Here is a 26,208-nt window from a genome sequence, read left to right as displayed (position 1 = left end):
CATGCTCAAGGGAGCGGCCCGGCTCAGGGTGCGTCGGGTCGTTGACGAGCTTCGGACAGAGTGCGCCGGAAACCGGCGCTCACACCGATCCTACTGGTCCCCCCGAAGAGCCCCGCCGGTCAGGCGATGATCTTGGCGAAGCAGAGGCCGCCCGGTTCGTCCCGGTACACCCGGAACGGAGCGATCGGCGCGTAGCCGGAGCTGCGGTAGAGCGCGATCGCCTCGGGCTGTCTCGTGCCCGTCTCGAGGATCAGCCGGCGGCGTCCGGCGCACCCTCCGCGTAGCCCGCCAGGAAGAGCCCGTGGGGGACGGCGAACTCGGCCGGGTCGGTGCGCGTCGCGTCCCGGCCGCCGTAGCGCTCCACGGAGACCTGCTGGACCGCGGCGACCAGCCGCTGCGCGTCAGGGTGGTCGAACGCCGTGGCCCGCAGCTCGAGCGTCACGCCGGAACGGGGACCCGCGTACGGCGCCCGGCCACCACGAGGAGCGCCAGGCAGACCGCGGCGACCGCCGCGACCACGACGAGCAGCACCGCGTACGGCACGTGCACGGCCAGCGGCGCGAGGATCAGGGGCAGCAGGAACCCGCCGTAGGTCAGCGTGTAGTAGACGGCCGTGAGGCCGGCCAGGTGCTCGGGCGCGGCGATCCGCTGCACCTCCAACAGCCCGGAGACCAGCGAGATGCCGTAGGCCGCGCCGAGGACCGCGGAGGCCACGAACGCCACCACCAGCGAACCGGTCAGCGCGGTGACCGCGGCGACCAGGGTGCCGACGACGATCAGCGCCAGGCCGAGCCGCCCGCCGGCGAGCGGGGCGCGGGCGTCGAGCCGGCGGGCGGCGGCCTGGATCGCGACACCCGCCGAGAGGGTCACGGCGGTGAGCCCGGTGGCGAAGATCAGCCCGTAGCCGGCCGTGCGCTCCGCTCCGAGGGCGGCCGGCTGCACGGCGAAGGACAGCGCCGGCCCGGCGAAGACCCACGGGGCCAGCGGGAGCACCAGCCCGCGGAAGCGCGGGTGCGCCACCGCCGGCACCTTCAGGTCCGCGACGAGCGAGCGGCGCGGCGTCGCCTGGGGCGTCCGGGTCTCGGGCGCCCGGAGGGCGAGCGCGATCACCGGCAGGGTGAGCACGATGTGCACCAGGTAGGGCAGCTCCATCGGCAGCGGCGCCCACTGGGCCAGCACGCCGCCGACGGCCGGGCCCACGCCGAACCCCGCGGACAGCGCGAGCGCCGCGCGGCGGGCGCCGGAGCCCGCGTCGGCCCCCGGGTCGTGCGGGGCCTGCGAGAGCTCCTTCACCCACGTCGTCCCCACGGCCATGGCCACACCGGTGACCACGCCGAACAGGAAGCGCCCGGTGTAGAGCAGTGCCTCGGAGAAGGCGCCGGCGGCGAGGACCGCGCTCGCCGGCACCGACGCCACCAGGGCCGGCAGCAGGACCCGCCGACGGCCGAGCCGGTCCGACAGCGGGCCCCCGACGAGCAGGCCCGGGGCCAGCCCGGCCACGTAGACGCCGAAGAACGCGGCGACGACCGTGGCCGAGTAGTGCCCCTGCTCGCGGTACATGACCATGAGCGGGCTGAACTGGTTCGCGCCGTAGCCGACGACGAACAGCACCGCCGCGACACGCGCCCACGCCCTCATCCGTCCTCCCACGTGGGCACCAACCCGTCGGCGCCGGGCTGCGTTCCCCGGGGAGACGCAGACCTCATGCGCGCTGCTTGGCCTTCTGCCGCCAGGTGGTGAGCACGCGCTCGGTGTAGCCGTTGGGCTCGGTGCGGCCCGTGAAGACCAGCTCCAGGGCGGCCTGGAAGCTCTCGCTGCCGTCGAGGTCCTTCGCCATCGGCGGGTAACCGGGCTCGTTGGCGTTCTGCTCGTCGACCAGGGTGGCCATGCGCGCGAAGGTGTCCCGGACCGTCTTCTCCTCGACCACGCCGTGGTGCAGCCAGTTCGCGATCAGCTGGCTGGAGATCCGCAGCGTCGCCCGGTCCTCCATCAGCCCGACGCCCTCGAGGTCCGGCACGGTGGAGCAGCCGATGCCCAGCCCCACCCAGCGGACGACGTAGCCGAGGATCGACTGCGCGTTCGTCTCCAGCTCGTGGGTCTTCTGCTCGTCGGTGAGCTCCTCGGTGAGGACCGGCAGCACCAGCAGCTTCTCCCGGTCGGTGATCGCCCGCTTCGCGAGGTCCTCCTGCACCGCGTGCACGTCGGTGCGCAGGTAGTGCAGCGCGTGCAGGGTCGCGGCGGTCGGCGAGGGCACCCAGGCGCAGTTGGCGCCCTGCTCCGGCTGGGCCCCCTTCTGCTCCAGCATGGCGGCCATCGCCGCCGGCTTGGCCCACATGCCCTTGCCGATCTGGGCGGTGTGGGCGAACCCGGAGGCCAGCGCGACGTCGACGTTGCGGTCCTCGTAGGCGTTGAGCCAGGTCGAGGACTTCATGTCGCCCTTGGGCACGACCGGACCGGCCGCGAAGCAGGTGTGGATCTCGTCGCCGGTGCGGTCGAGGAAGCCGGTGTTCACGAAGATGACCCGGTCCGCCGCGGCCGCGATCGCGCTCGCGAGGTTCACGCTGGTGCGCTTCTCCTCGTCCATGATGCCGATCTTGAGCGTGCGCGCGGGCAGGCCGAGGGCGTCCTCGACGGCGGCGAACAGCTCGACGGTCAGCGCCACCTCGTCCGGCCCGTGCTGCTTGGGCTTGACGATGTACATCGAACCGCTGCGGGAGTTGGAGTACCGCCCCTTCCCCTGCAGGTCGTACTGCGCCGCGGTGGCGGTGACCAGCGCGTCGAGCACGCCCTCGGCGATCTCCTCGCCCTCGGCCGTGCGCACCGCGTTGGTGGTCATGTGGTGCCCGACGTTGCGGACGAGCATCAGCGAGCGGCCCGGGAGGGTCAGCGGGGACCCGTCGGCGCCGGTGTACTCGCGGTCGCCGTGGACCCGCCGGGTGACGGTCTCGCCGCCCTTCTCGAACTCCGAGACGAGCTCGCCGGTCATCAGACCGAGCCAGGTCCGGTAGGCCAGGGCCTTGTCCTCGCCGTCGACCGTCGCGACCGAGTCCTCGAGGTCGACGATCGTGGTGACCGCGGACTCCAGCACGACGTCGGCGACGTCGGCGTGGTGCTGGCGGCCGACGCGGTGCGTGGGGTCGATCGTCAGCTCGACGTGCAGGCCGTTGCGGCGCAGCAGCACCGCGGCGCGGCCCTCGCCGTCCGGCGCGCGGAAGCCCGCGAACTGGGCCGTGTCGGCCAGTGCCGTCTCGCCGCCCCCGGTGAACGCGACCAGGCCCTGCTCCGAGGCGGAGTAGGCGGTGACGTCCGCGTGCGAGCCCTGGACCAGCGGGAACAGCTCGTCCAGCAGCTCGTCGGCGGCGGCGATGACCTGCGCGCCGCGCTCCTCGTCGTAGCCCCTGGCGAGCTCGTGGTCGAGCGGCAGCGCGTCCGTGCCGTAGAAGGCGTCGTAGAGCGAGCCCCAGCGGGCGTTGGCCGCGTTGAGCGCGTACCGCGGCACGGTGGCGGGGACGACCAGCTGCGGGCCGGGGACCTCGGCGATCTCCGCGTCGACGGCGCCGACCGAGATCGCGGCCGGCTCGTCGGCGGGCAGGAGGTAGCCCAGCTCGGCGAGCATGTTCCGGTACGCCTCGGGCTCGCCGGGCCCGTGGGCCTCGTGCCAGGCGTCGATCCGGGCCTGGAGCTCGTCCCGCCGGGCGAGCAGCTCGGCGATCCGCGGGGCGAAGCGCCCCTGCAGGTCCGCGAGCGCGCTCCAGAAGGCCTCCGGAGCCAGGTCCAGGCCCGCGAGCAGCTCGCCCTCCACGAACCGCCGGAGCTCGGGGTCGACCTGCAGTCCTGCGGTGCCGGCCATCGCGGCGTCCTCTCTCCTCGACTCTGGTGCGGCGCCTTTTCTACCAGACGGACTGGCGCTTCCGCATCATGGAATGTAGGGTCCGACGCTGTGAGCGACGGCACCGACACGTCCCGGCCCGAGGTACCCCGTGCGGGCGGCGTCCAGTCGCTGGCGCGGGCGTTCGGGCTGCTCGAGACGCTGGCGGAGGCGGGCGGCGAGGCCGGGTTGTCCGAGCTCGCCGACCGGACCGGGCTCGCCCCGGCGACCATCCACCGGCTGGTGCGCACCCTGGTCGATCTCGGCTACCTGCGGCAGCTGCCCTCGCGGCGCTACACGCTGGGCCCCAAGCTCGTCGGCCTGGGCGAGACGGCGGCGCGCCAGTTCGGCCGCTGGGCCACCCCCGTCCTCACGGACCTCGTCGCCGAGATCGGCGAGACGGCGAACCTCGCGGTGCTCGACGGCGACCGTGCCGTCTACGTCGCGCAGGTGCCCTCGCCGCACCAGATGCGGATGTTCACCGAGATCGGGCGCCGGGTGCCGGTGCACTGCACGGGCGTGGGCAAGGCGCTGCTGTCCGCCCTGCCGCCCGCCGACGCGGCCGGGATCGTCGCGCGCACCGGCCTGCCGGCCGTCACGCCGACCACGATCACCGACCCCGAGGTGTTCGCCCGCGAGCTGGCCGTTGCCCGGGAACGCGGCTACGTGCTCGACGAGGGCGAGCAGGAGACCGGCGTGCGCTGCGTCGCCGCGCCCGTGACCGGGCCGCACGGCTCGGCCGCGGTCTCGGTCTCCGGCCCGCTCTCCCGGATGGACGACGCGGCGGTCGCGCGGATCGCGCCGCTCGTCGTCGCGGCCGGCCGACGACTGGGCACCCTGCTCGCGACCGCCTGACCCCGGCGACCGCGGCCGATTCGAGACGGCCGCGGCGCCCGTGCCGCCCTACGCTTTCCGAAGTTCCCACCACGAGCCGTGACAAGGAGGTCAGATGGCCCTCGATCCCGTGGCCCGCGCCGCGATCGTCGCGGCCCTGGGCCCCGACGACGTCGTCGACGATCCCGTGCAGACCCGCGCCTACGAGTGCGACGGACTGACCGGGTACCGGGTCCGTCCCGAGATCGTGCTCATCCCCCGCGACGCGGAGGCCGTCGCCCGGGCGGTGAAGGCCTGCCACCGCAACGGGGTGCCGTTCGTCGCCCGCGGCGCCGGCACCGGGCTCTCCGGCGGTGCGCTGCCGGTGGCGGACGGCGTGGTGATCTCGCTGGCCCGACTGAAGCGGGTGCTGGAGGTCGACCCGGTGAACCGGCGCGCCGTCGTCGAGCCGGGGGTCACCAACCTGGAGATCACCGCGGCCGCCGCGGCGCACGGGCTCTACTACGCGCCCGACCCCTCTTCGCAGCAGGTGTGCACGATCGGCGGCAACGTCGCGGAGAACTCCGGCGGCGCGCACTGCCTCAAGTACGGGTTCACCACGAACCACGTGCTGGCCATGGAGGTCGTCCTGCCCGACGGCGAGCTGGTCACCCTCGGCGGCGACTCCGCCGAGCAGCTGGGCCCGGACCTGCGCGGGGTGTTCCTCGGCTCCGAGGGCACGCTGGGCATCACCACGAAGATCACCGTGCGGCTGCTGCGCACCCCGGAGACGGTGCGGACGCTGCTGGCGGACTTCCCGTCGGTCGCCGAGGCGGGTGAGGTGGTCTCGGACATCGTCGCGGCCGGGATCGTGCCCGCGGCCGTGGAGATGATGGACACGCTCGCGATCGAGGCCGCCGAGGAGGCGGTGCACGCCGGCTACACGGTGGGCGTCCCGGCCGCGCTGGTCGTGGAGCTCGACGGCCCGATCGAGCAGTGCGACGCCGAGTTCGCGCAGGTCAAGGAGATCTGCGACGCCCACGGCTGCACCCGGCTGCACATCGCCGGCTCGCCGGAGGAGCGGGCGGCGATCTGGCGCGGGCGCAAGGCGGCCTTCGCCGCCGTCGGCCGGATCTCGCCGGACTACTTCGTGCAGGACGGCGTGGTCCCCCGGACCCGGCTCGCCGAGGTGCTGGGCCGCATCGCCGACATGGGCGACGAGGCCGGCCTGCGGGTGGCCAACGTCTTCCACGCCGGCGACGGCAACCTCCACCCGCTCGTCCTCTACAGCGCCGCTGCGGGCGAGACCGAGCGCGCCGAGGAGCTGTCCGGGGCGATCGCCGAGCTCTGCGTCGAGCTGGGCGGGTCGCTCTCCGGCGAGCACGGCATCGGCACGGACAAGGCGTGCTCGATGCCGAAGATGTACGGCGAGGAGGACCTCGCGGTGATGAAGCGGGTGCGGGACGCCTTCGACCCCGAGGGCCTCTGCAACCCGGGCAAGGTCCTGCCCACGCCGCGGCTGTGCGGGGAGCGGCCCGGGAAGTACCGGCCGCACCCGCTGGAGGAGTCGGGAGTGATCGAGCGGCTATGAGTGATCGGGAGGGGACCCTGACGGCAGTGAAACCGGCGTCGTTGAAGGAGGCCCGCGAGGCGGTCCTCGACACCGCAGGCCGGATCTCGATCGCCGGGGCCGGGACGGCCGCGGACTGGGCGGGCCGGCTCGGGCACGTCGACGCCGTGCTCGACACCACCGGGCTGAGCGGCGTCATCACCCACAACCCGGGCGACATGACGGTCTCGGTGCACGCCGGGACGCCGCTGCGGGCGCTGCAGGAGGAGCTGGCGAAGCACGGCCAGCACCTGTCGTTCGACGCCGCGCGGGTGGCCGACGGGGCGACCGTCGGCGGGCTGGTGGCCACGGCCGACGCCGGGCCGTCCGCGCTGGTGCACGGCACCCTGCGCGACCTCGTCATCGGGGCCACCACGCTGCTGTCCGACGGGGCGGTGGTCCGCTCGGGCGGGCACGTCATCAAGAACGTGGCCGGGTTCGACCTGGCCAAGCTGCTGCACGGCTCCTACGGCACCCTCGGCGTGCTGGTCGAGGTCGTGCTGCGGCTGCACCCGGTGCCGAAGGCGATCGGCACCGTGGTCGTGGAGTGCGACCTCGCCGAGGCCGCCCGGCTCGCCGGCGAGGTGCTGGCCTCGCAGCTCGAGCCCACGGCCGTGGAGTGGCTGTCGTCGGGCCGGCTGCTGGTCCGCATCGACTCGACCGAGGAGGCCCTGCCGGCCCGGCTGGATCGGCTGACCCGGCTGCTCGGCGACGCGGCGACCGTGGCGGACGGCGACGGGACCGCCGTGTGGGCAGAGCACGCCGCGCTCACCCGCGGTGAGAAGGGCGCCGCCGTCCTCCGGATCGGGGTGAGGCCCTCGTTGTTGCCGGGGGTGCTGGAGGGGTTGCCGGCCGCGGCCGTCACCGCGGGGCTCGGCACCGGCGTGGCCACGGTGTCGCTGCCCGGGACCGCGGTCGCCGAGGCGCACGCCGCGGTGCACGCCGCCGGCGGGACGAGCGTGCTGCGGTCCCGCCCCGCCGACCTCGACGCCCCGGCGTGGGGGCCGCCGCCGTCCGCCCTCGCCGTGCACAAGGCCGTCAAACAGCGGTTCGACCCGGACGGCCGGTTCGGCCCGGGCCGCTTCGACCCGTGGGAGATCTCGTGACCACACCCGCCGGCTCCGCCGACACCAACCTGCCGCAGACCGGCCCGAGCGCCTTCGACGAGCACCACCCGCCCTCGCGGGAGCTGCTCGACGACTGCGTGCACTGCGGTTTCTGCCTGCCGACCTGCCCCACCTACCAGCTGTGGGGCGAGGAGATGGACTCGCCGCGCGGGCGCATCTACCTCATGGACCTCGCCGAGAAGGGCGAGATCGGCCTGGAGGGGCCGCTGCGCCAGCACATCGACGCCTGCCTGGGCTGCATGGCGTGCGTGACGGCATGCCCCTCGGGCGTGCAGTACGACAAGCTGCTCGAGTCGGTGCGCCCGCAGCTCGAGCGCAACGTCCCACGGACCCCGGCCGACCGGATGTTCCGCGAGGCGATCTTCGCGCTGTTCCCGTACAAGCGGCGGCTGCGCGCGGCGGCCCTGCCGGGGGCGCTGTACCAGAAGCTGGCCGCCGTGCCCGCCGTCCGGCGGCTCGCCGCGAAGCTGCCGGGGCGGCTGGCCGCGCTGGAGTCGCTGCTCCCGCCCGTCACGGTGCGGGAGGCGTTCGCGACACTGCCGGTGCACACCTCCGCCGTCGGCGAGCGGCGCGGCCGGGTCGCGCTGCTGTCCGGCTGCGTGCAGGACGTGTTCTTCCACCGGGTCAACGAGGCCACCGTGCGGGTGCTCGCGGCCGAGGGCCTCGACGTGCTCGTCCCCCGCGACCAGCAGTGCTGCGGGGCCCTGGAGCTGCACGCCGGCCGCGAGGACCCGGCGCTCGCCCGGGCGAAGCGCACGATCGAGCGCTTCGAGCGGCTCGACGTCGACCACGTCGTGACCAACGTGGCGGGCTGCGGGTCCTCGATGAAGGACTACGCCCACCTGCTGGCCGACGACCCGGAGTGGGCCCGGCGCGCGAAGGAGTTCAGCGCGCGGGTGCGCGACGTGCACGAGGTGCTCGCCGAGCTGGGGCCGCGCGCCCCGCGCTCGCCGGTGCCCGCGCGGGTCGCCTACCACGACGCCTGCCACCTCGGGCACGCCCAGGGGGTGCGCACGCAGCCGCGGGAGGTGCTGCGCAGCATCCCCGAGCTGGAGGTGCTCGACATCCCGGAGGCGGCGCTGTGCTGCGGCTCCGCGGGCATCTACAACATGATCATGCCCGAGGCGGCCGACGAGCTGGGCAGGCGCAAGGCCGACAACGTCCGGTCGGTGGAGCCCGCCGTGGTCGTCACCGCGAACCCGGGCTGCCTGCTGCAGATCGGCAAGCACCTCAAGGACGGCACGGGCGCGGACCTGCCCTTGCTGCACCCGGTCCAGCTGCTCGACGCCAGCATCCGCAACGTGCCGGTTCCGCGCAGCTGAGGCTGCTCGTGCGGGGCGCAGGGTGCTCCGGCACCCCTCGCCCCGCACGACACCGGTCCTGTCGGGGGCCGGGGCTAGCGTGCGCGCCATGACGGACACCACCGCGCACACCGCCGCCACCCGGCTCGCCGAGCAGCTGTCCTGGCACTGGCAGGCCCTGCTGCGGCCGAAGCTCGAGGGGCTGACGGACGAGGAGTACCTCTGGGAGCCGGCGCCGGGGTGGAGCGTCCGCCCGGTGGGCCGGCCCGCGCCGGGCGCGATCCAGACCGGCACGGGCGGGTTCCGGGTCGACGTCGCGTTCCCCGAACCCGACCCCCCGCCGCTCACCACGATCGCCTGGCGGATGGCGCACCTGATCGTCGGTGTGTTCGGCGTGCGGGCGGCCGCGCACTTCGGCGGCCCGCCGACCTCCTACGAGGAGCACGCCTACGCCGGCACCGCGACCGAGGGGCTGCGCCAGCTCGACCGGGCCTACGCGGCGTGGATCGGCGGCGTCGAGGCGCTCGACGACGCGGGGCTGGCCCGGCCGTGCGGCCCGGCGGAGGGACCGTACGCGGAGTTCCCGCTGGCGGACCTGGTGCTGCACATCCACCGCGAGGCGATCCACCACGGCGCCGAGATCCTGCTGCTCCGGGACCTGTACCGGAACCTGCTCGGGTGAGACCCTGCGCCCGGGTCGTGGGTGAGATGTCCGGCTCGCTCAGCGCCCTCTCAGCGCGCTGTGTGCCCGTCCGGCCGCACGATGTGAGAGTGACGGGAGGGGGCGAACGGAACGGGGAGGCCGAATGACGGAGACCGCGCGGACGCGTCCGGACGAGGGGACGGCGGAGGCGGCGTCGGAGACCGCACTCGCCGGCAGGAGCGTCGAGGAGCTGCCGTTGCACATGCAGCGGGCGGGCTTCGATCCGGCGCCCGAGCTGCGGGCGATCCGCGAGGGCGAGGGCGTCCGGAAGGTGCGCACGCCGTTCGGGCTCGAGGCCTGGCTGGTCACGCGCTGGCCGGACGTGCGCGAGGTGCTCGGCGACGCGACCACGTTCAGCAACGCGTGGCAGCCGCACCGGCGCATGCCGGGCCTGCCGGGCATGCCGGAGCGCAGCCCGGAGGAGCTCGCCCGGATGCGCGCCGGGAACCTGCTGGCCTTCGACCCGCCCGAGCACACGCGGCTGCGGCGGATGCTCACCCCGGAGTTCACCGGGCGCCGGATGCAGCGGCTGGAGCCCCGGGTCCGCCAGATCGTCGACCAGCACCTCGACGCCATGGCGCAGGCGGGGCCGCCCGCGGACCTGGTCGCCGACTTCGCGCTGCCGGTCCCGTCCCTGGTGATCTGCGAGCTGCTCGGGGTGCCGTACGAGGACCGGGCGGAGTTCCAGCGGCGCAGCGCCAAGCTGCTCGACCTGTCCAGGCCGACGGACGAGCGGCTGCGGGCCGGTGAGGAGCAGCGCGAGTACATGACGAGCCTGGTCGCGCGCGAACGCGCGCACCCGGGCGACGGGCTCCTCGGCATGCTGGTGCGCGAGCACGGTGCGGACCTCACCACGGACGAGCTGGTCGGTATCGCGAACCTGCTGCTGATCGCCGGCCACGAGACCACGTCGAACATGCTCGGGCTGGGCACGCTGGCGCTGATGGACCACCCCGACCAGCTCGCCCTGGTCCGGGACGATCCCGAGGCGATCGGGCCCGCGGTCGAGGAGCTGTTGCGCTGGCTGTCGATCGTGCACTCCGGCACGTTCAAGTCCGTGACCCGGCCGACCGAGATCGCGGGTCACGCGATCGCGGAGGGCGATCTGGTCATGCTCTCGATCCCGGCCGCCAACCGGGACCCGGCCCTGGTCGAGGACCCGGAGCGGCTCGACGTCCGGCGCGGCGCGCTCGGGCACGTCGCCTTCGGGCACGGGGTGCACCACTGCCTCGGCGCGCCGCTGGCCCGCATGGAGATGCGGATCGCCTTCCCCGCGCTGCTGCAGCGGTTCCCGGACCTGCGGCCGGCGTCGGAAGATCGTAGGTTCCGGTCGTTCAACGTCGTCTACGGGATGGAGAGCCTGCCCGTGGCGTGGGGAGGAGCGTGATGAGCGAGCTGAGGGCCGACCGCGGGGTGTGCATCGGCGCCGGGATGTGCGTGATGACCGACTCCGCGGTGTTCGACCAGGACGACGACGGGATCGTGGTGCTCCTGGAGGGGGCCCCGGAGGTCGACGAGAAGGTGCGGGCGGCGGTCGACGCCTGCCCGTCCGGGGCGTTGTCGATCACGGAGAGCTGAGTCCGGACCGGGAAGGGACCGCGTCCCGACCTGGGGTTCGGCCGCATCCGGCGGGCGCGGCCACCCGTTCGGCCCAGTCCACGCTGCCGACTCGGGTGACGCGGCGCACACTCCGCGACCATGACGTCTGCGACGGTGTTGTCCGGACCGTTGGCGGGGCCGGTCCTGGCGGTCTACCAGCAGGACCCGAAGGCCGTCGGCGGCTCCCTGGGGTGGTCGGCCCTGGTGTCGGTGGTGCCGCTCGCGGTGGTGCTCGTCGCGCTGGGAGCGCTGCGCGTGCGGGCACAGTGGGCGGCGCTGGCCGGGCTGGTCGCGTCGCTGGTCGTCGCGATCGTGGGATTCGCGATGCCCGTCGGCATGGCGCTGCTGGCCGCGGCGCACGGCGCGTTCTTCGGCCTGTTCCCGATCATGTGGATCGTGGTGAACGCCCTCTGGGTGTTCAACATGACCGTCGCCACCGGGCACTTCGACGTGCTGCGGCGCAGCTTCGGCGCGCTGTCCTCGGACCGGCGGACGCAGGCGATCCTCGTCGCCTTCTGCTTCGGCGCGCTGCTCGAGGCGCTGGCCGGCTTCGGTGCCCCGGTCGCGATCAGTGCGGTGATGCTGGTCGCGCTCGGCTTCCGCCCGTTGCGGGCGGCCGTGCTGGCGCTCGTCGCGAACACCGCGCCGGTGGCGTTCGGCGCGATGGGCGTCCCCGTGATCACGCTCGCGCAGGTCAGCGGGCTCCCGCTGGGCGACGTCGCCTCGATGGTCGGCCGGCAGACCCCGTTCCTGGCCCTGTTCGTCCCGCTGGTCCTGGTGTTCCTGGTCGACGGGCGCCGGGGCGTGCGGGAGGCGTGGGTGCCCGCCGTGGTCGCCGGCGTCGTCTTCGCGATCGTCCAGTTCGCGACGTCGAACTACGTCTCCGTGCCGTTGACCGACATCCTGGCCGCATTGCTGTCCGCCGTCGCCGTCGTGGTGGTCGCGCGGGCGATGCCGCACGCGGTGTGGGCCGCGCGCCGGCCGGGCGGCGAGCCCGAGGCCGAGCCCGGACCCGACGGCGGGAGCCTGGTCGGGGCGGGCGGTCCGGACTCCTCCGGTGAGGGCACCGGAGGGTCCGGCCGCGGTGGTGACCCCCGGCCGACCGGGGGGCCGGTCCCTGCCGGGACCTCGCCCGAGGGCGCCGAGGCGGTCGCGACCGTGCGGTCGGGCGCCCGGGTCGACGACCCCCGCGAGATCCGCCGCGCCTACGCCCCGTACGTGATCATCGTGCTGGTCTTCGCGATCGTGCAGCTGCCGGGGATCAAGCCCGGCGTCGACAAGCTGAAGCTGGCGTTCCACTGGCCCGGACTCGACGTCGTCGCCATGAACGGCAAGGCGAGCAGCACCACGCAGTACTCGCTGACCTGGCTGTCGACCGCCGGGACCCTGATGCTCATCGCCGGGGTGATCGTGGCGGCGGTGCTCGGCATCGGCGCCGCGGAGGCCGTGCGGATCTGGGGGCGCACCGTCGCGGACCTGAAGTGGGCGATCCTCACCGTGGCCGCGGTCCTGGCGCTGGCCTACGTCATGAACGCGTCGGCGCAGACCACCGCGATCGGCCTGCTGATCGCGGGCGCGGGCGGCGCGCTGGCCTTCCTGTCGCCGCTGCTCGGCTGGTTCGGGGTGGCCGTCACCGGTTCGGACACGTCGTCCAACGCGTTGTTCGGCTCGCTGCAGGTCACCGCGGCCAACACGGCCGGGCTGCCGCCGGAGCTGCTGGCCGGTGCGAACTCGTCGGGCGGCGTGCTCGGGAAGATGCTGTCGCCGCAGAACCTCACGATCGCCGTGGCCGCGGTCAAGCTCGACGGCCAGGAGGGCGTGCTGCTGCGGAAGGTCGTCGGGTGGAGCCTCGGCATGCTGCTGGTGCTCGCGATCCTGATCTACCTGCAGTCCACGCCGGTGCTGGGCTGGATGCTGCCGTAGGGCACGCGCCCCGAATCCGGCTGCCCCAGCGGGCCGCGCCTGCGAGGGTGGCCGGGTGAAGCGCGTGATCGGTGGGTTCGAGATCGACGACGACCCCGCCCGGCTGGACCGCGACGCCGTCTGGGCCTGGCTGTCCACGGACGCGTACTGGGGTCGCTGGCGGCTTCGCGAGCACCTGGAGCGCCAGCTCGACGCCGCCTGGCGGGTGGTCGGCGTCTACCGCGGCGACCGCACGCTGGGGTCGGCCCGGGCGGTGTCCGACGGCGTGTCCTTCGCCTACCTCGCCGACGTCTGGGTGGACCCGTCGGTGCGCGGCCACGGGCTCGGCGTCGCGCTCGTCGAGACGATGCTCGCCGGCGGGCCGGGGATGCGATGGTCGCTGCACACGCGGGACGCACACGGCCTCTACACGCGCTTCGGCTTCACGGGGCCCGACGAGACGCTGCTGGAACGGCCCGCGGACCCCGAGATGATCCTGCGCAGGGACGTTGTGGCCGGCGGCGATGAGTTCCAGGCGGAGATGCGGTCTCCCCTCTGACGCCGCGGCAGAGGCCGCACCGATCGAGAGGACCGAGACCATGATCGCCGCCGGTACCGCCGCCCCCGCCCGCAGCAAGGGCCGGATCGCCCTCTACGTCCTGCAGGTCGTGCTGGGCCTGTTCATGGCCGTCGCCTCTGGCGCGCCCAAGCTGTTCGGCGAGGCCACCGCCGTGCAGACCTTCGACGCCATCGGCGCCGGCGACTGGTTCCGCTACGTCATCGGGGCGCTGGAGGTCGCGGGCGGGATCGGCCTGATGATCCCGCTGGTCGCCGGGCTCGCGGCCGCCTGCCTCGTGGCGCTGATGATCGGCGCCGCGCTCTTCCAGGTCTTCGTGATCGGCATGGCCGAGTACCTCTACACCCCGATCGTCCTGGGCGTGCTGTTCGCGCTGATCGCCTGGGTGCGCCGGTACGAGATCGCGGCGCTGTTCCGGCGCTGACCGACGACCGCGCCGGGTCCGCGGGCGCGCCGGGGTCGAGGGGTCCCCGGCGCGCCCTTGTTCTGCGTGCTCAGCGGACCCAGTCCGGTACGCCGCGATCGGTGCCGTCCGGGAGCAGGGCCCGCCCCGCGCCGGGACCGGTGACGAGCGCGGACAGCCCGTGATCGGGGTCGGCGACGATTCGCCGGGGCGAACCGGCCGGCAGCACCGCGGTGTCCCCCGCGGCCAGCACGGTCTCGTCGTCGGCGCTCCGCAGCGTCATCCCGCCGTCGACGACGGTCCACACCTGCTCCACGTCCATCACGTGGTCCGGACCGGCCTGGCCCGGGCGCATCCGCACCTGCCAGAGCGACTGCGCGGCACCACCGAGGGTGGGCGACGCGAGGGTGGTCATCACGGCGTTCGGGGTCTCGTGGACGCGCCGGTCGGCGCGGCGGACGACGGACATGGTGGCCTCCGGTAAGCTCGACAACATGGTTGTCGATATGGTGAACCTGGTTGTCGACCGTGTCAACTGAGCGCCCCGGCTTCGCCCTGCCGCTCCTGCTGCTCGCCGGCTTCCAGACCTTGGTCGACGCGCTGCACGAGGATCTGGCGGAGCAGGGTCACCCCGAAGCCCGGCCGATGCACGGCTTCGCGCTGCAGGCCGTCGGTGAGGGCACGACGGCCGCCGAGCTCGGCAGGCGGCTCGGCGTGACCAAGCAGGCGGCGGCCAAGACGATCGCGGCGCTCGGGACCGCCGGCTACGTCGAGCGCGCCGCGGACCCCACCGACGCCCGCCGCGTCGTCGTGCGTCCCACCGCCCGCGGCCGCGACCTGCTCGCCCGCTCCGCCGCGATCTTCGACGACCTCAGGGCGCGCTGGGTCCGCGAGCTCGGGGAGGACGCGGTCCGCACGATCGAGGACGCGCTCGGCCGAATCACCTCGGGCCCCCGCCTCGACGCCCCCTCCTGGTTCACCCGCTGACCCGTCATGCCCGAGCGCGCGCTGTGCGGAGCCGCAACCGACGGCTCGCGACGCACCGCATCGACGTCCGGTATGGCGCCCGTCGAGTTCGGGACTCCCGACTCGCGCCACCAGAACCCGCGACTCGCGCTACCGGAACTGCCGACTCGCGCGACCGAAACTCCCGACTCGCGCGACCGGAACTCGCGACTCGCGCGACCGGAACTCGCGACTCGCGCCACCGGAACTCGCGACTCGCGCTACCGGAACTGCCGACTCGCGCGACCGAAACTCGCGACTCGCGCGACCGGAACTCGCGACTCGCGGTGTCGGGGAGCGCGACTCCGGGGACTTCGCCGGTCAGGGGTCGAAGGTCGGGTCGGGCTCGACCACCACCTCCAGCACCAGCGGCTCGGTGCGGTCGGCGAGGGTCGGGCCGACCGCGTCCAGCGCCTCCACCAGCTCGCCCGCCGTCGGCACCACACGGGCCGGGCAGCCGAGGGACCGGGCCAGCCCGCTCACGCTGACCTCGGTGAACGCGGGCCAGGGCGCGGCGCCGCCCTGCTTCTCGGCGAGCCGGTCCATGATCGCGTAACGGCCGTTGGCCAGCACCACGAACAGCGCGCCGACGCCGTAGTGCGCGGCGGTCCACAGCGCCTGGATCCCGTACAGCGACGACCCGTCCCCCACCACCGCGACCACCGGCCGGTCCGGCCGGGCCATCCGCACACCGATCGCGGCGGGCAGGCCGAAGCCGAGCCCGCCCATCGCCGCGGAGAGGAAGCCCAGCGGGCGCCGGGCCGGGAGCAGCCGGTGCAGGTCCGGCCGGCTCGACGGCGTCTCCTCCACCACGACCGTCTCCGCCGGCACCCGCGCGGCCAGGGCGGCGAGGACGTGCGCCGCGCGCAGCGGCTCCCCCTCCGCCGGTGGCTCGGGAGGGCTCACCTTCGGGAACGACCGTGACCCGGGCCGCGCCGGGAGCCGGTCGGCCAGCGCCCGGCACACCGGGCCCGGATCGGCGACGACGGCCAGATCGACCGGGCTGTGGTGGGCGTCCTCGGGGTCGTCGGTGACCAGCAGCAACCGCGTGCCCTCGCCCACGAACCGGCCTGCCTCGTAGGGGTACTGCCGAAAGGCCGGCGCCCCGACGACCAGGACGACGTCGTGCGGTGCGAGGGCCTCGCGCAGCCGGGCCCGCCCGGCCGGCAGGTGCCCGGCGAACAGCCGGTGGTCCTGCGGGAACCCGGCGCGCGCGGCGAACGGCTCCTGCCACACCGGGCAGTCGAGCCGCCGGGCGAGGGCGACGAGCGCCGCCCAGGACGCCTCGCCGTCGGCGTCGGCGCCGACCACGAGCGCGGGCGAGGCCGCGGCCGACAGCGCCCCGGCCAGCTCCTCGACGACCGACGGATCGGCCCGCGCGCCGCGTCGGACGACCGCGGGCGCGGCGACCTCGTCGCCCGCCGGCTCGGCCCAGTCGTCGCTGGGCACCACGACCAGCGCGGGCCCGCGGCCGGCGACGGCCTCGTGGTGGGCCCGGGCCACGGCCGACGGGACGTCCTGCGGCCGGGCGGGCGTCGTCGTCCAGACCGGGTAGCGGCCGGCCAGGCCCTCCAGCTCGCCCGTGAGGAACGGCCGGAAGGCCAGGTGCCGCCGGTCCTGCTGCCCGACGACGACCACCAGCGGCACCCGGTTGACCCGCGCGGTGGCGAGCGCGCCGACGGCGTTGCCCAGCCCCGCGGTGGTGTGCAGGACGACGAGCGCGGGCCGGTCGTGCGCGGTGGCCCAGCCCGTCGCGACGCCGACCACGGACCCCTCGTGCAGGGCCAGGACGAACTCCAGGTCCGCGGGCAGGTCGGTGAGCAGCGTGATCTCGGTGGAGCCGGGGTTGGCGAAGATCGTGGTGAGGTCGTGCCGGCGCAGGACGTCGAAGGTGGCGTCCCGGACCGTCCTCATGCGGTCTCCATCCGGCGGTCCGCGGCCTCGGCACTGCGCGCCCGCCCGACCACGGCGACCGAGGCCGCGCCGATCGCGGCGACGACCGCGAAGACGAAGAAGCCCCAGGGGTAGGCGAGGCCGGTGGACAGCAGGATGCCGCCGACCAGTGGGCCACAGATCCCGCCGAGCCGGCCGACGCCGGAGGCGCTGCCGATCGCGGTCGCGCGCGCCTCGGCCGGGTAGTACTGGCTGACGTAGGCGTAGACGAGCACCTGGGAGCTGAACGTGAACACGCCCGCGAGGAGCACGCTCACGTAGACCCCGACGCCGGGCAGCTTGATCGCCAGCAGCGCGAGGAACAGGGCGGCGGCGGTGAACCAGGCGATCGTGGAGGTCCGCACGCCGATCCGGTCCGCCACACGGCCGGCCAGCAGCAGCCCGAGGACCGCACCGACGTTGAGCACCAGCAGCAGGGCCAGCGCGGCGCCGAGCGCGTAGCCGGCGGAGCGCATGATCTCCGGCAGCCAGGTGTTGAGGCCGTAGACCAGCAGCAGGCCCATGAACGAGGTCACCCAGAAGGCGATCGTGGCCCGCAGGAAACCCCCGCGGAAGAGCGTCGCGACGGGGCTGCGGCGGGCGGCGGGCGCGCGCTCGACCGGGATCGACTCCGGCAGCCGGGCCCACACCAGCGGCACCAGGACCAGCGCGGGCAGCGCCCCGATCACGAACATCGCCCGCCAGCCCAGCGACGGGATGACGACGATGCCGAGCAGCGAGGTGACCACGGCACCGACGTGGTAGCCGGTCATGACCACGGTCGTGGCGCTGCCGCCGCGGCCGGACCGGGCGAACTCGTTGACCATCGCGATGGCCACCGGGAGCACGCCGCCGAGCCCGAGCCCGGCGAGGAAGCGGAGCAGCCCGAACAGCACCGGCCCGGGCGCGAAGGCGCACAGCAGCGTCAGGACCGAGAACGACGTGACGGTGACCAGGAGCATCGTGCGGCGGCCGAAGCGGTCCGTGAGCGGGCCCGCGGCGAGCGCGCCCACCATCACGCCGACCAGGCCCACGACCGAGATCAGCGAGGCCGACGCGGGGTTCAGCCCCCACGACGGGTCACGCAGCAGCACCGGGAGGACCACCCCGAGCACCACCAGGTCGAACCCCTCCAGGGCGACCGCGGACCAGCACAGCGGCGCGACCCATCCGGCACGCGCCCCCGACCCGCTCGCCGTTCCCGCTGACTCCGTCGTCATGGAACCCTCCCTCGGTGTCCCGATCGCCGGAGTATGAGCGGGCCGTCCGACGCGTGTCAGGGCAATCTTCCGTTCAACGGAAACGACGCGGCGGGCGGCGGGACGGGTTGCGGGACGTTCCGCGGGCCCCTCCGGCCGGCCTCACCCGACGGGCGGGTCGTCGCCGATTGAGACACCACCGCCGGTGCGGGGGTGGGAGGCTGCCCCCACCGTCCCGGGTGGGGTGCCCGGGGCCGACCATCGACCTGCGGAGGTGCCCGTGATCCTGATCGTGCTCAAGGTGAAGATCAAGCCCGCGAAGCGCGAGGACTGGCTGGCCGGCATCAAGGAGTACACCGACAACGTGCGGGCCGAGCCGGGCAACGTCTCGTTCGACTTCTACGAGAGCGGCACCACGCCGAACGAGTTCGCGATCGTCGAGACCTTCCGGGACGGCGACGCCGGCTCCGCGCACGTCCAGACCGAGCACGCCCAGAACTTCTTCCCGTGGATGGGCACGGTCGTGGCCGAGCGCCCGAAGATCAACTACCAGGACCTCGAGGGCGAGGCCTGGAACGACATGGCCGAGGTCACCCCGGAGTAGGCCCGCCCGGAGCACGCTCCGCGGGGCGCCCCGGCGTCCCGCGGAGCAGCGGCGCGACCACCCGCGGCACCGCGCGCACGGCCACGACCATCCCGACGACCTCGACGAGCGTCTGCGCCACCACCGTCGCCGCGACGACGGGCCCGGCGGGCAGCGCGAGGGCCAGCGGCAGCACGACGAGCGAGTTCCGCGTCGCACCGGTGAACGCCACGGCCCGGGCGTCGGCCGTCCCGAGCCGGAAGAGCCGGGCCACCAGGGCGCCGAGCGGCACCATGACCAGCAGGAACACCACGTAGAAGGGCACGGCGCCGAGCACCGCCCGGACCGCCCCCAGCCCCGGGACCTGCGAGGCGACCACGAGCAGCAGCGTCGCCACCATCAACGGCACCATGGCCGCCGTGGCCGCGCCCGCGACCACCTCGCCGCTGCGATGCCGCGCCGCCCAGGCCTGGGTGAGCCAGGCGAGGCCGAGCGGCAGCAGGATGTACCCGACGAAGGCCTCGACGAACGGGCCGGGCGCGATGGCCCCGGCCGCCGCGGGCCCGAGCAGCAGGCCCAGCAGCAGCGGCAGCAGCGCCATCTGGGCGAGCAGCAGCAGCGGCGTGGCCGCCAGCAGCCGGCCCGCGCTGCCCCCGGCCAGCCCGGTGAAGACCACGACGTAGTCCACGCACGGGGCGAGCAGCACCAGCAGCACGCCGGTGCGGACCGCGACGTCGGCGGGCAGGAACGGCGTCATCGCCGCCACGACGAGCGGCGCGACCACGAAGTCGGCCACCAGCACCGCCGCCAGGAACCGGCCCGCACGCAGCGACCGGGCGAGCTCACGGGCCGGGACCTGCAGGAACGTCGCGTAGAGCAGCGCGCCGAGCACCGGCCCGACGGCCACGCCGAGGCCCGGGCCCGCGGCCGGCGCGAGCAGCCCGAGGGTCACCCCGGCGAGGATCGCCGCGACGTACAGCGGGACCTGCCGCCGCTCCAGCCACCGGACCACCCGATCCCCTCCTCGCGCCGAGCCTAGAAGCGGGCCCGGTGTCGACCTAGGGTCGGGGGGACGCGAGGAGGCGATCGATGAGCGACGCGACCGGAACCGCACCCGTCGACGAGGAGGCCCGCGCCCGCAACCTCGTCGAGGCGGAGCGCAAGGCCCTGCACCTGTTCGAGGAGGCCGGGCGGCGCGGGCTGATCGCCCCGGGCGAGTCCGAGCGGACGGTGAGCGACCGGGTGCGCGACCTCGGCGCCGATCTCTTCGGCACCGACCGGCACTGGCACAAGCGGGTCGTGCGCTCGGGCCCGAACACGCTGCTGCCCTACAAGGAGAACCCGCCGGACCGGCTGATCGAGGAGGACGACATCGTCTTCCTCGACCTCGGGCCGATCTTCGCGGAGTGGGAGGCGGACTTCGGGCGCACCTTCGTGCTGGGCGACGACCCGGTCAAGCACCGCCTGCGCGACGACCTGCCGCGCATCTTCGACGCCGGCCGCGCCCACTTCGAGGCGCACCCCGACATCAGCGGGGCGGAGCTGTACGCGCACGTCGTCGGGCTGGCCGAGGAGGCGGGCTGGGAGTTCGGCGGGGTGCACAGCGGTCACCTGGTGGGCGAGTTCCCGCACGAGTGGATCGACGGCGAGCGGATCGAGAGCTACATCGCGCCCGGCAGCGACCACCCGATGCGCCGCACCGACCCGTCCGGCCGGCAGTGCCACTGGATCCTCGAGGTGCACCTCGTGGACCGCCAGAACGGGTTCGGCGGGTTCTTCGAGCAGCTGCTGACCCTGCACCGCTGAGGTCCGGGGAGCCCGTGGCCGCCGTCGTGACCGGGGCGCGGGCCCGCCGTGTGGTGGTCGCGGACCTGCCGTCGAACGACCGCGCGGGCTCGGTCTACGTCCTGTGGGGCCTGAGCGGCGCCGCGGGCGCGGCCCCCGTGCCGCTCGGGACGTTCGACGCCACCTCCGGAGGCACCGACGTCACCACCCTGCCGCCCGGGGGCGCGTTCACCGGCTACGCCGTGTCGCCCGAACCGGGCCGGGTCGCCCCCGCGACCCGAGCCACCTCGTCGCGAGCGGGCAGGTCGGCTGAGCGGGGAGCGTCGTCGCCGGGAGCGAGGGCGCGACGACCGCCGACGACAGGACGTCCGGGCACGGTGCCCCTGCCCGGGCGTCCCGCGTTCTCCGCCGGTCAGGCCGGTGCGGCCTCCGGCCGTGCCGCCGGCAGGTTGACCGAACGGGCCGAGTCGGCGAGGAAGCAGTCGTTCACGACCGCGTCCCCGAACGCCCCGTCGAGGAGGCTCTGCAGCCCGTCGAGGCTGGGGGCCTCCCAGATGCACATCGCCCGGGCGGCGTCGTCCTGCGTGACGCTCGCGAGGAGCACGAAGCCTTCCGGGAGCTGAGGATTCGAGTTCATCACCCGGTCCCACCCTGCGGGGTCGCGTATCTCGTGGACCACTCCGTAATGCATGACGACCTCCTCCACGCGTCGAGAGGGGGGCGAGTATGCGCCTCGGCCCCCATGGTCGTAAGGCCCTCCCGCATGGTCATCGCTGCGGCTCTTCCCTAGCTGCGCCGGACACCTAGAGCCTGCCCGCCCCTGCTCCCGCCCGCCCCGACGGCCCCGGACGACCACTCTTCCGGGGCGAACCGGAACGGCCTCGAGAACGAAGCGCGAAGAACGTCGAACCGCATTCCCGAAAGGCGTCGAAGAAGTCGACGACGGGCCGGAACAGCCGGGCCGGGAACCGCAGGAGAACACGATGAACAAGCCCTTCCGGGTCGCCGCCGCCGGCGCGACCGCCGCGCTGAGCCTGGGTCTCGCCGCGTGCGGGTCCGGCTCCTCGGACACCGCCGCCTCGGCGTCGCCGATGGCTTCCACCCCGGTGTCGGCCGCCCCGACGTCGGCGGCGCCGATGTCCGGCGCCGCGGGCGACGGTGTGACCACCGACGCCGACGTCTTCGGCCCGGCCTGCAACCGGCTGCCGCAGGGCGACGCGCCCGGCTCGCTGGCCGACATGGGGCCGCAGCCGGTGGCGAGCGCGGCGAGCACCAACCCGCTGCTCACCATGCTGGTGACGGCGGTCGGCAAGGTCCCGGGCCTGGCCGACACCCTCGACGCCCAGCAGGGGATCACCGTGTTCGCGCCCTACGACGGCGCCTTCGACCAGGTGCAGAGGCAGCTGGGTGACCAGGCGTTCAACGGGCTGCTGGCGAACCAGCAGCAGCTCGGCGGGCTGTTGTCCTACCACGTCGTGCCGCAGCGCTACGACGCCGCGGGCCTGGTCGCCGCCGGCACCACCACCGAGCTCGCCGGCGGCACCGTGACGATCGGCGGTACCCCCGAGGCCCCGACCGTAACCGACGGCAAGGGCAACACCGCGAAGGTGCTCTGCGGCAACATCCCGACCGCCAACGCCACCGTGTTCGTGATCGACGAGGTGCTGATGCCGGCGGGCTGATCCTGCACGCGCTGATCCTGAACGCGCTGATCCTGCAGACGCGGGGGGCGGGGACGGCCTGCGGCCCGATGCCCCCGGCGGGATCCGGACGAGGCGAGGCCGGGGCCGCCACCCCGATCACGGCGGCCCCGGCCCGAAGGACTGTCCGATCCGCTCCCCAACGACGGACAGTCGCGGTCTGCCTCGCTCCCGGGGTCCCCACCCCGTCCGCGGCCTACACCTGTTCCGGGGAATTCCCGCAATCAGGTCCGGCCGGGCGTGTCGCGGCGTCCGTGTGGACGGGCGCCCGGAGCCTGCGCGTCCGCACGGTGAGGCCACCTTGCGGGCGCCCGCCGGTCAGCTTCGCCGCGCGCAGACAGACGTGCGTCCACATCACCAGCTGCACCTCCTTGGCGACGAGCAGCCGGTCGTAGAGCAGGTGGGACAGCCGGTCGCCGGGGCGGGCCCGGGACTCGATGACGAACCGGACGTCCTCCCCCGCCTGCTCGGTGCGGAACTCGATCTGCCCGGCCTCCAGGTGCCCGTGCAGCGTCGCCAGCCGGAAGTGCCGCGGCCCGGACCCGACCACGCGGACCGGCCCGTCCCACGGCCCCGGCAAGCGGATCAGGAACTCGTCGCCCACCGTCATCGCGCCGTCGCTGCCCTTCGTCCGGCGGAAGACCGCCATCCCCGACGGCGACCACACGTTCGGGTCCCGCGCGAGCAGGGCGAGCAGCTCCTCCGGCGTCCGGTGGCCGCCGGCGACGCGCACGGAGTAGGTGCGGTGCAGCAGGTCCCCGTGGCCGTCCTCGAGGTGCTGGACCCGGTCGTCGCACACCTCCGGCGGGAGCGGCTCCGGGAGGTCGGAGGCGTCCCCGTCCTCCTCGCTGCGGTGCGTGACGGTCGTCCGCCAGAGATAGCGCCAGGCCACGATGCCCACGCCGACGGGCCACCGGACGAGCGCGCCGACCCGGCGCGAACCTCGCGAGCCCGTCACCGGCCGACGGGCATGGGAACGGAGCATCGCGTGTGAGTACCCGGCGAGCGGGAACCCATGCCGCGTGACCATCGGGACGATCCTCCGGCGCGCGGGCGTCCGCGCGATCCACCTGCAGAGCGTGTCGCTGGGATGCATCGCCCTCTGCATCGGGCTGTGGATGCGGGCGAAGACGGTCGACCAGGAGGAACGGGGCAACGCCGAGCGCCGCGCCCTGTTCGTCGGGCTCTGGCCGCCGACCTTCTGGCTGATCAGCGAGTCGGTGCGACGCGAGGAGTCCCGCTGAACCGCGCGGCGCTGGAGGCCGAGGTCGCGTACCTCGCCGGCCTGCCGGTGAACTATCCCGAGGACGAGGCGCCCACCACCACACGCGACCGGCGCTGGCACGTCGACTCCGGCTACGCCGAGCTCGGCACCGAGGCCCCCGGCCCGCCCGAGCGCGACGGGCCCTTCGAACGCGCCTGCCGGATCGTGCGCAACTACGAGTTCACCGACGACCGCATCCTGCGGGGCGTCTACCGTCGAGACGACCCGCTGCTCGGCCGGGACATGGTGCTGGAGGGCCGGTTCCTGTTCCTCCGCTTCCTCATGCCGGTCCGGGTCACGGACGCCTACGACACGGTCCGCGACGGCAAGCGCGTGTGGGGCTGGACCTACCAGACGCTGTGCGGGCACCTCGAGCAGGGCCGGCTGAGCTACGAGGTGGCCAAGGACCCCGAGACCGGGCGCGTCACCTTCTGGATCCACGCCTACTCCCGCCGCGGTCCCGTGCCCAACCCAGTCCTCCGGCTCGGCTGGAGACTGTTCGGGCGCACGCTGCAGCTCGAGTTCTACCGGCGGGTGGGACAGCGCGTGCGGGAGCTGATCGACGCCGACCCTCCGGGGGACGACGAGCCGAAGGTCGGTCTGGTGATCGTGCCCCGTGAGCGGCCGGAACGGTGGCGTGACCGGTTCGCGGTCGACCTCGTCCGGCCCGGGGTCTGCTCCTGATCGCACCCCACGGCCCGGCGCCGCGCGCCGGCGGATGATGATGGACGCATGCCCGCGCCGTCGGAACCGCTGGAGAAGCTGGGTTTCCTCACCATCGGCTCGTTCGACGGCGCCGCCCCCGGCGCCGGCCACGAGACGACCCTGCGCATGATCGAGCTGGGCGAGCGGCTCGGGTTCGATAGCGCCTGGGTCCGCCACCGGCACCTGCAGTACGGCATCTCCTCCCCGGTCGCGGTGCTCGCCGCGGCCTCGCAGCGCACGCGGCGCATCGAGCTGGGCACCGCGGTGACCCCGCTGGGGTGGGAGAACCCGCTGCGGCTGGCCGAGGACCTGGCCACCGTCGACGTCCTGTCCGGCGGCCGGCTCAACCCGGGGGTGAGCGTCGGACCGCCGATGCACTTCGACGCGGTCGCCGACGCGCTCTACCCGGACACCGCCGGGCAGGAGGACTTCGGGCCCGGACGGGTCGACCGGCTGCTGCGGCTCGTCGCCGGCGAGCCCGCGAGCTCCTTCTCCGGCACCGAGGGCATCGAGGTCTTCTCCGACCGGGTGGAGCCGCACTCCCCCGGCCTGCGCGGCCGCATGTGGTACGGCGCGGCCAGCCTCGGGTCCGCCCGCCGGGCCGGCGAGCAGGGCATGAACCTCCTGACGAGCAGCGTGGTCCGGGCCGAGGACGGTGCCGCGGGCACCGACTTCGCCGAGATCCAGCGCGCGCACATCGACGCCTTCCGCGCGGCGCACCCCGCAGGCGCGGCCGCCCGCGTCTCGCAGGGGCTCGTGGTCGTGCCGACGGACACGGCCACCCCGGAGCAGCGCGCGAAGTACGAGGCCTACGCCGCGGCCCGGCTGCCGCGCACCGCCGCCCCGCAGGGCCCGGCCCGGATGCTCTTCGCCCGCGATCTCGTCGGCCCGGCCGACGAGATCGCCGCGCAGCTCCACGCGCACGCCGGGTTCCGCGCGGTGCGCGAGGTGGTGTTCGCGCTGCCGTTCAGCTTCGCGCAGGAGGACTACGTCCAGATCCTCACCGACATCGCGACGCGGTTGGGGCCGGCGATCGGCTGGCGACCCGCGGCGGCCTGACGCTCCCGCCCGGACCCGAACCGGACGGCACGGCGGGAGGCGGGAGGATCCCGGCGGCGGGATCGTCGAAACTGTCGATTCGCCTGGCGGGGGCGCGAATCGGCGGCTGCGGACCCGTACCCTCACGGGCGTGCTGATCCCCCTCGCGATCCTGCTCGCGGTCGCCTCGGCGGTGTTCTACGCGATCTCCGCGGTGCTGCAGGAGCGCGAGGCGTCGCGGCAGTCCGCAGCCGGGCTCGGCCTGATGGCCCGGCTCGTCCGCCGCCGGGTGTGGTGGGCGGCCGTCGGCGCGACGCTGACGGGCGCGACCCTGCACGTGGCGGCGCTGGGCGCCGGCCCGCTCGTCGTCGTGCAGCCGATCGGGGTGTCCTGCCTGGCGATCGCCCTCGTGCTCGGTGCGCGGGTGAACCGCACGCCGATCAGTCCGCGCTCCTGGGCCGGGGTGCTCTGCGTGGCGCTCGGCCTGCCGGCGGTGCTCGCGGCCGTGCCGCACCACGGCCCGCACGGCGCGCCTCCGGCGGCGGGCGCCGGGCTGGGGTTCTGGCCCGTCGTCGGGGTGCTGGCGGCCGCCGTCGTGGTCGCCGCCGGCGCCGGCCTGGTGTGCGGTCGCCGGCTGCCCCGCGGGGCCGCCGTCTGCTATTCGGTGGGCGCCGCGCTGTGCTTCGGCCTCGCCTCCGCGACCGCGAAGACGATGCTGCTCGGCCACCTGACCCCGGAGCGGGTCGCCCTCACCGCCGCGGCCGCGCTCGTCGGCACCGCGCTCGCACAGCACGCCTACCGCGGCGGCGGCCTGGGCGCCCCGCTCGCGGTGCTCACCCTCCTCGACCCGCTCACGGCGGGCGCGATGGGCGTCCTCGTGCTCGGCGAGCCGTTCGGCACGTCCCCGCTCACGCTCGCCCTGGGCGTGCTCGGACTGGTGGTGACGGCGGTGGGCGTCGGCCTGCTGTCCGCCCGCCGGCCCGCCGTCACGGCGGCGGAACCGGACGCGCCGGTACCGGTCGGCGCGACGTCCCGCGGCTGAGGCCGGGGACCGCACACCCCGCCGCCGGAAGGTCGTATCGTGCGCCCCATGGC

At 74.6% G+C, this 26,208-nt stretch carries 26 protein-coding genes and 1 pseudogene; 18 read left to right on the top strand and 9 right to left on the bottom strand.

Annotated elements, in window-relative coordinates; genetic code table 11:
* Positions 1–119: 119 nt before the first annotated feature.
* The 3 genes and pseudogenes from LWC35_RS13495 to LWC35_RS13485 form a co-directional block, all read right to left on the bottom strand.
* A pseudogene (locus LWC35_RS13495) lies at positions 120–442 on the bottom strand (hypothetical protein).
* Complete coding sequence (locus LWC35_RS13490) at positions 439–1,638, bottom strand: MFS transporter (RefSeq protein ID WP_232870441.1); 1,200 nt, start codon at positions 1,636–1,638, stop codon at positions 439–441. Before LWC35_RS13490 ends, LWC35_RS13495 begins: the two are co-directional and overlap by 4 nt.
* 64 nt (positions 1,639–1,702) lie before the next feature.
* A complete protein-coding gene (locus LWC35_RS13485; RefSeq protein WP_232870440.1) occupies positions 1,703–3,850 on the bottom strand; it encodes a malate synthase G in 2,148 nt (715 codons plus the stop codon).
* A 90-nt stretch (positions 3,851–3,940) separates the two neighbouring features.
* Here LWC35_RS13485 and LWC35_RS13480 point away from each other — a divergent pair, with 90 nt between their 5' ends.
* The 10 genes from LWC35_RS13480 to LWC35_RS13435 all read left to right on the top strand — a co-directional run bounded on the left by LWC35_RS13480 (position 3,941) and on the right by LWC35_RS13435 (position 13,923).
* Positions 3,941–4,723, top strand: coding sequence for an IclR family transcriptional regulator (locus LWC35_RS13480; protein WP_232870439.1), 783 nt, complete (start codon positions 3,941–3,943; stop codon positions 4,721–4,723).
* 94 nt (positions 4,724–4,817) lie between these two features.
* On the top strand, positions 4,818–6,272 hold the full coding sequence (locus LWC35_RS13475) for an FAD-linked oxidase C-terminal domain-containing protein (protein WP_232870438.1): 1,455 nt from the start codon (positions 4,818–4,820) through the stop codon (positions 6,270–6,272).
* A 26-nt stretch (positions 6,273–6,298) separates the two neighbouring features.
* Complete coding sequence (locus tag LWC35_RS13470; protein WP_232870437.1) at positions 6,299–7,396, top strand: FAD-binding oxidoreductase; 1,098 nt, start codon at positions 6,299–6,301, stop codon at positions 7,394–7,396.
* A complete protein-coding gene (locus tag LWC35_RS13465) occupies positions 7,393–8,739 on the top strand; it encodes a (Fe-S)-binding protein (protein ID WP_232870436.1) in 1,347 nt (448 codons plus the stop codon). The genes LWC35_RS13470 and LWC35_RS13465 overlap by 4 nt, the downstream gene beginning before the upstream one ends.
* Before the next feature lie 88 nt (positions 8,740–8,827).
* On the top strand, positions 8,828–9,400 hold the full coding sequence (locus LWC35_RS13460; protein ID WP_232870435.1) for a DinB family protein: 573 nt from the start codon (positions 8,828–8,830) through the stop codon (positions 9,398–9,400).
* A 223-nt stretch (positions 9,401–9,623) separates the two neighbouring features.
* Positions 9,624–10,808, top strand: coding sequence for a cytochrome P450 (locus LWC35_RS13455; RefSeq protein ID WP_232870480.1), 1,185 nt, complete (start codon positions 9,624–9,626; stop codon positions 10,806–10,808).
* Positions 10,808–10,999, top strand: a complete 192-nt coding sequence (locus LWC35_RS13450) for a ferredoxin (protein ID WP_232870434.1) — start codon at positions 10,808–10,810, stop codon at positions 10,997–10,999. The genes LWC35_RS13455 and LWC35_RS13450 overlap by 1 nt, the downstream gene beginning before the upstream one ends.
* 120 nt (positions 11,000–11,119) lie before the next feature.
* Positions 11,120–12,943: an L-lactate permease gene (locus tag LWC35_RS13445; protein WP_232870433.1), complete on the top strand. Its 1,824-nt coding sequence runs from the start codon at positions 11,120–11,122 to the stop codon at positions 12,941–12,943.
* Positions 12,944–13,010: 67 nt separating this feature from the next.
* Positions 13,011–13,481, top strand: a complete 471-nt coding sequence (locus tag LWC35_RS13440) for a GNAT family N-acetyltransferase (protein WP_232870479.1) — start codon at positions 13,011–13,013, stop codon at positions 13,479–13,481.
* Positions 13,482–13,521: 40 nt separating this feature from the next.
* Positions 13,522–13,923: a DoxX family protein gene (locus LWC35_RS13435; RefSeq protein WP_232870432.1), complete on the top strand. Its 402-nt coding sequence runs from the start codon at positions 13,522–13,524 to the stop codon at positions 13,921–13,923.
* 70 nt (positions 13,924–13,993) lie between these two features.
* On the opposite strand, the gene LWC35_RS13430 is transcribed toward LWC35_RS13435, so the two are convergent.
* Positions 13,994–14,371, bottom strand: a complete 378-nt coding sequence (locus tag LWC35_RS13430) for a cupin domain-containing protein (RefSeq protein WP_232870431.1) — start codon at positions 14,369–14,371, stop codon at positions 13,994–13,996.
* Positions 14,372–14,430: 59 nt separating this feature from the next.
* On the opposite strand from LWC35_RS13430, the gene LWC35_RS13425 reads away from it, so the two are divergent.
* Entirely contained in the window at positions 14,431–14,889 is a 459-nt protein-coding gene (locus LWC35_RS13425; protein WP_232870430.1) for a MarR family winged helix-turn-helix transcriptional regulator, read from the top strand.
* 339 nt (positions 14,890–15,228) lie between these two features.
* Here LWC35_RS13425 and mdlC read toward each other — a convergent pair whose 3' ends face one another.
* Complete coding sequence (mdlC, locus tag LWC35_RS13420; protein ID WP_232870429.1) at positions 15,229–16,821, bottom strand: benzoylformate decarboxylase; 1,593 nt, start codon at positions 16,819–16,821, stop codon at positions 15,229–15,231.
* Entirely contained in the window at positions 16,818–18,059 is a 1,242-nt protein-coding gene (locus LWC35_RS13415) for an MFS transporter (RefSeq protein WP_232870428.1), read from the bottom strand. The genes mdlC and LWC35_RS13415 overlap by 4 nt, the downstream gene beginning before the upstream one ends.
* Positions 18,060–18,318: 259 nt before the next feature.
* Between LWC35_RS13415 and LWC35_RS13410 the strand changes: the two genes are divergently transcribed.
* Positions 18,319–18,642, top strand: a complete 324-nt coding sequence (locus LWC35_RS13410) for a putative quinol monooxygenase (RefSeq protein ID WP_232870427.1) — start codon at positions 18,319–18,321, stop codon at positions 18,640–18,642.
* Here the strand turns inward: LWC35_RS13410 and LWC35_RS13405 are convergent.
* On the bottom strand, positions 18,629–19,633 hold the full coding sequence (locus LWC35_RS13405) for an arsenic resistance protein (RefSeq protein ID WP_232870426.1): 1,005 nt from the start codon (positions 19,631–19,633) through the stop codon (positions 18,629–18,631). The two genes, LWC35_RS13410 and LWC35_RS13405, sit on opposite strands and share 14 nt — an antisense overlap.
* A gap of 77 nt (positions 19,634–19,710) precedes the next feature.
* Between LWC35_RS13405 and LWC35_RS13400 the strand changes: the two genes are divergently transcribed.
* Positions 19,711–20,427: a M24 family metallopeptidase gene (locus LWC35_RS13400; RefSeq protein WP_232870425.1), complete on the top strand. Its 717-nt coding sequence runs from the start codon at positions 19,711–19,713 to the stop codon at positions 20,425–20,427.
* A 391-nt stretch (positions 20,428–20,818) separates the two neighbouring features.
* On the opposite strand, the gene LWC35_RS13395 is transcribed toward LWC35_RS13400, so the two are convergent.
* Positions 20,819–21,097 carry a hypothetical protein gene (locus tag LWC35_RS13395; protein WP_232870424.1) on the bottom strand — a complete coding sequence of 93 codons (279 nt, stop codon included), beginning with the start codon at positions 21,095–21,097 and terminating at the stop codon, positions 20,819–20,821.
* A gap of 292 nt (positions 21,098–21,389) precedes the next feature.
* Here LWC35_RS13395 and LWC35_RS13390 point away from each other — a divergent pair, with 292 nt between their 5' ends.
* Entirely contained in the window at positions 21,390–22,088 is a 699-nt protein-coding gene (locus LWC35_RS13390; protein WP_232870423.1) for a fasciclin domain-containing protein, read from the top strand.
* A 214-nt stretch (positions 22,089–22,302) separates the two neighbouring features.
* Here LWC35_RS13390 and LWC35_RS13385 read toward each other — a convergent pair whose 3' ends face one another.
* Positions 22,303–23,064, bottom strand: a complete 762-nt coding sequence (locus LWC35_RS13385; protein ID WP_232870422.1) for a DUF1990 family protein — start codon at positions 23,062–23,064, stop codon at positions 22,303–22,305.
* Between the two features lie 64 nt (positions 23,065–23,128).
* Between LWC35_RS13385 and LWC35_RS13380 the strand changes: the two genes are divergently transcribed.
* From LWC35_RS13380 to LWC35_RS13365, 4 genes are all read left to right on the top strand, one after another.
* Positions 23,129–23,350 carry a hypothetical protein gene (locus LWC35_RS13380; protein WP_232870421.1) on the top strand — a complete coding sequence of 74 codons (222 nt, stop codon included), beginning with the start codon at positions 23,129–23,131 and terminating at the stop codon, positions 23,348–23,350.
* 47 nt (positions 23,351–23,397) lie between these two features.
* A complete protein-coding gene (locus tag LWC35_RS13375; RefSeq protein WP_232870420.1) occupies positions 23,398–24,054 on the top strand; it encodes a DUF1990 family protein in 657 nt (218 codons plus the stop codon).
* 48 nt (positions 24,055–24,102) lie between these two features.
* The gene (locus LWC35_RS13370) at positions 24,103–25,134 is read left to right on the top strand and encodes an LLM class flavin-dependent oxidoreductase (RefSeq protein ID WP_232870419.1); all 1,032 of its coding nucleotides are present in this window, start codon (positions 24,103–24,105) and stop codon (positions 25,132–25,134) included.
* A 130-nt stretch (positions 25,135–25,264) separates the two neighbouring features.
* Positions 25,265–26,155, top strand: coding sequence for a DMT family transporter (locus LWC35_RS13365; protein WP_232870418.1), 891 nt, complete (start codon positions 25,265–25,267; stop codon positions 26,153–26,155).
* Positions 26,156–26,208 lie beyond the last annotated feature (53 nt).

Source organism: Pseudonocardia kujensis, from assembly GCF_021283305.1.
GTDB classification, from domain to species: Bacteria; Actinomycetota; Actinomycetes; order Mycobacteriales; family Pseudonocardiaceae; genus Pseudonocardia; species Pseudonocardia kujensis.
Note: the sequence above shows the minus strand (reverse complement) of the source record. Positions and strands in the feature narration are given on the sequence as shown.

Bases quoted from the DNA above. Each gene is read 5' to 3' on its own strand.
- LWC35_RS13490 (WP_232870441.1), bottom strand. From the start codon at position 1,638: ATGAGGGCGTGGGCGCGTGTCGCGGCGGTGCTGTTCGTCGTCGGCTAC.
- LWC35_RS13485 (WP_232870440.1), bottom strand. From the start codon at position 3,850: ATGGCCGGCACCGCAGGACTGCAGGTCGACCCCGAGCTCCGGCGGTTC.
- LWC35_RS13475 (WP_232870438.1), top strand. From the start codon at position 4,818: ATGGCCCTCGATCCCGTGGCCCGCGCCGCGATCGTCGCGGCCCTGGGC.
- LWC35_RS13460 (WP_232870435.1), top strand. From the start codon at position 8,828: ATGACGGACACCACCGCGCACACCGCCGCCACCCGGCTCGCCGAGCAG.
- LWC35_RS13455 (WP_232870480.1), top strand. From the start codon at position 9,624: ATGCAGCGGGCGGGCTTCGATCCGGCGCCCGAGCTGCGGGCGATCCGC.
- LWC35_RS13450 (WP_232870434.1), top strand. From the start codon at position 10,808: ATGAGCGAGCTGAGGGCCGACCGCGGGGTGTGCATCGGCGCCGGGATG.
- LWC35_RS13445 (WP_232870433.1), top strand. From the start codon at position 11,120: ATGACGTCTGCGACGGTGTTGTCCGGACCGTTGGCGGGGCCGGTCCTG.
- LWC35_RS13435 (WP_232870432.1), top strand. From the start codon at position 13,522: ATGATCGCCGCCGGTACCGCCGCCCCCGCCCGCAGCAAGGGCCGGATC.
- LWC35_RS13430 (WP_232870431.1), bottom strand. From the start codon at position 14,371: ATGTCCGTCGTCCGCCGCGCCGACCGGCGCGTCCACGAGACCCCGAAC.
- mdlC (WP_232870429.1), bottom strand. From the start codon at position 16,821: ATGAGGACGGTCCGGGACGCCACCTTCGACGTCCTGCGCCGGCACGAC.
- LWC35_RS13415 (WP_232870428.1), bottom strand. From the start codon at position 18,059: ATGACGACGGAGTCAGCGGGAACGGCGAGCGGGTCGGGGGCGCGTGCC.
- LWC35_RS13400 (WP_232870425.1), top strand. From the start codon at position 19,711: ATGAGCGACGCGACCGGAACCGCACCCGTCGACGAGGAGGCCCGCGCC.
- LWC35_RS13395 (WP_232870424.1), bottom strand. From the start codon at position 21,097: ATGCATTACGGAGTGGTCCACGAGATACGCGACCCCGCAGGGTGGGAC.
- LWC35_RS13390 (WP_232870423.1), top strand. From the start codon at position 21,390: ATGAACAAGCCCTTCCGGGTCGCCGCCGCCGGCGCGACCGCCGCGCTG.
- LWC35_RS13370 (WP_232870419.1), top strand. From the start codon at position 24,103: ATGCCCGCGCCGTCGGAACCGCTGGAGAAGCTGGGTTTCCTCACCATC.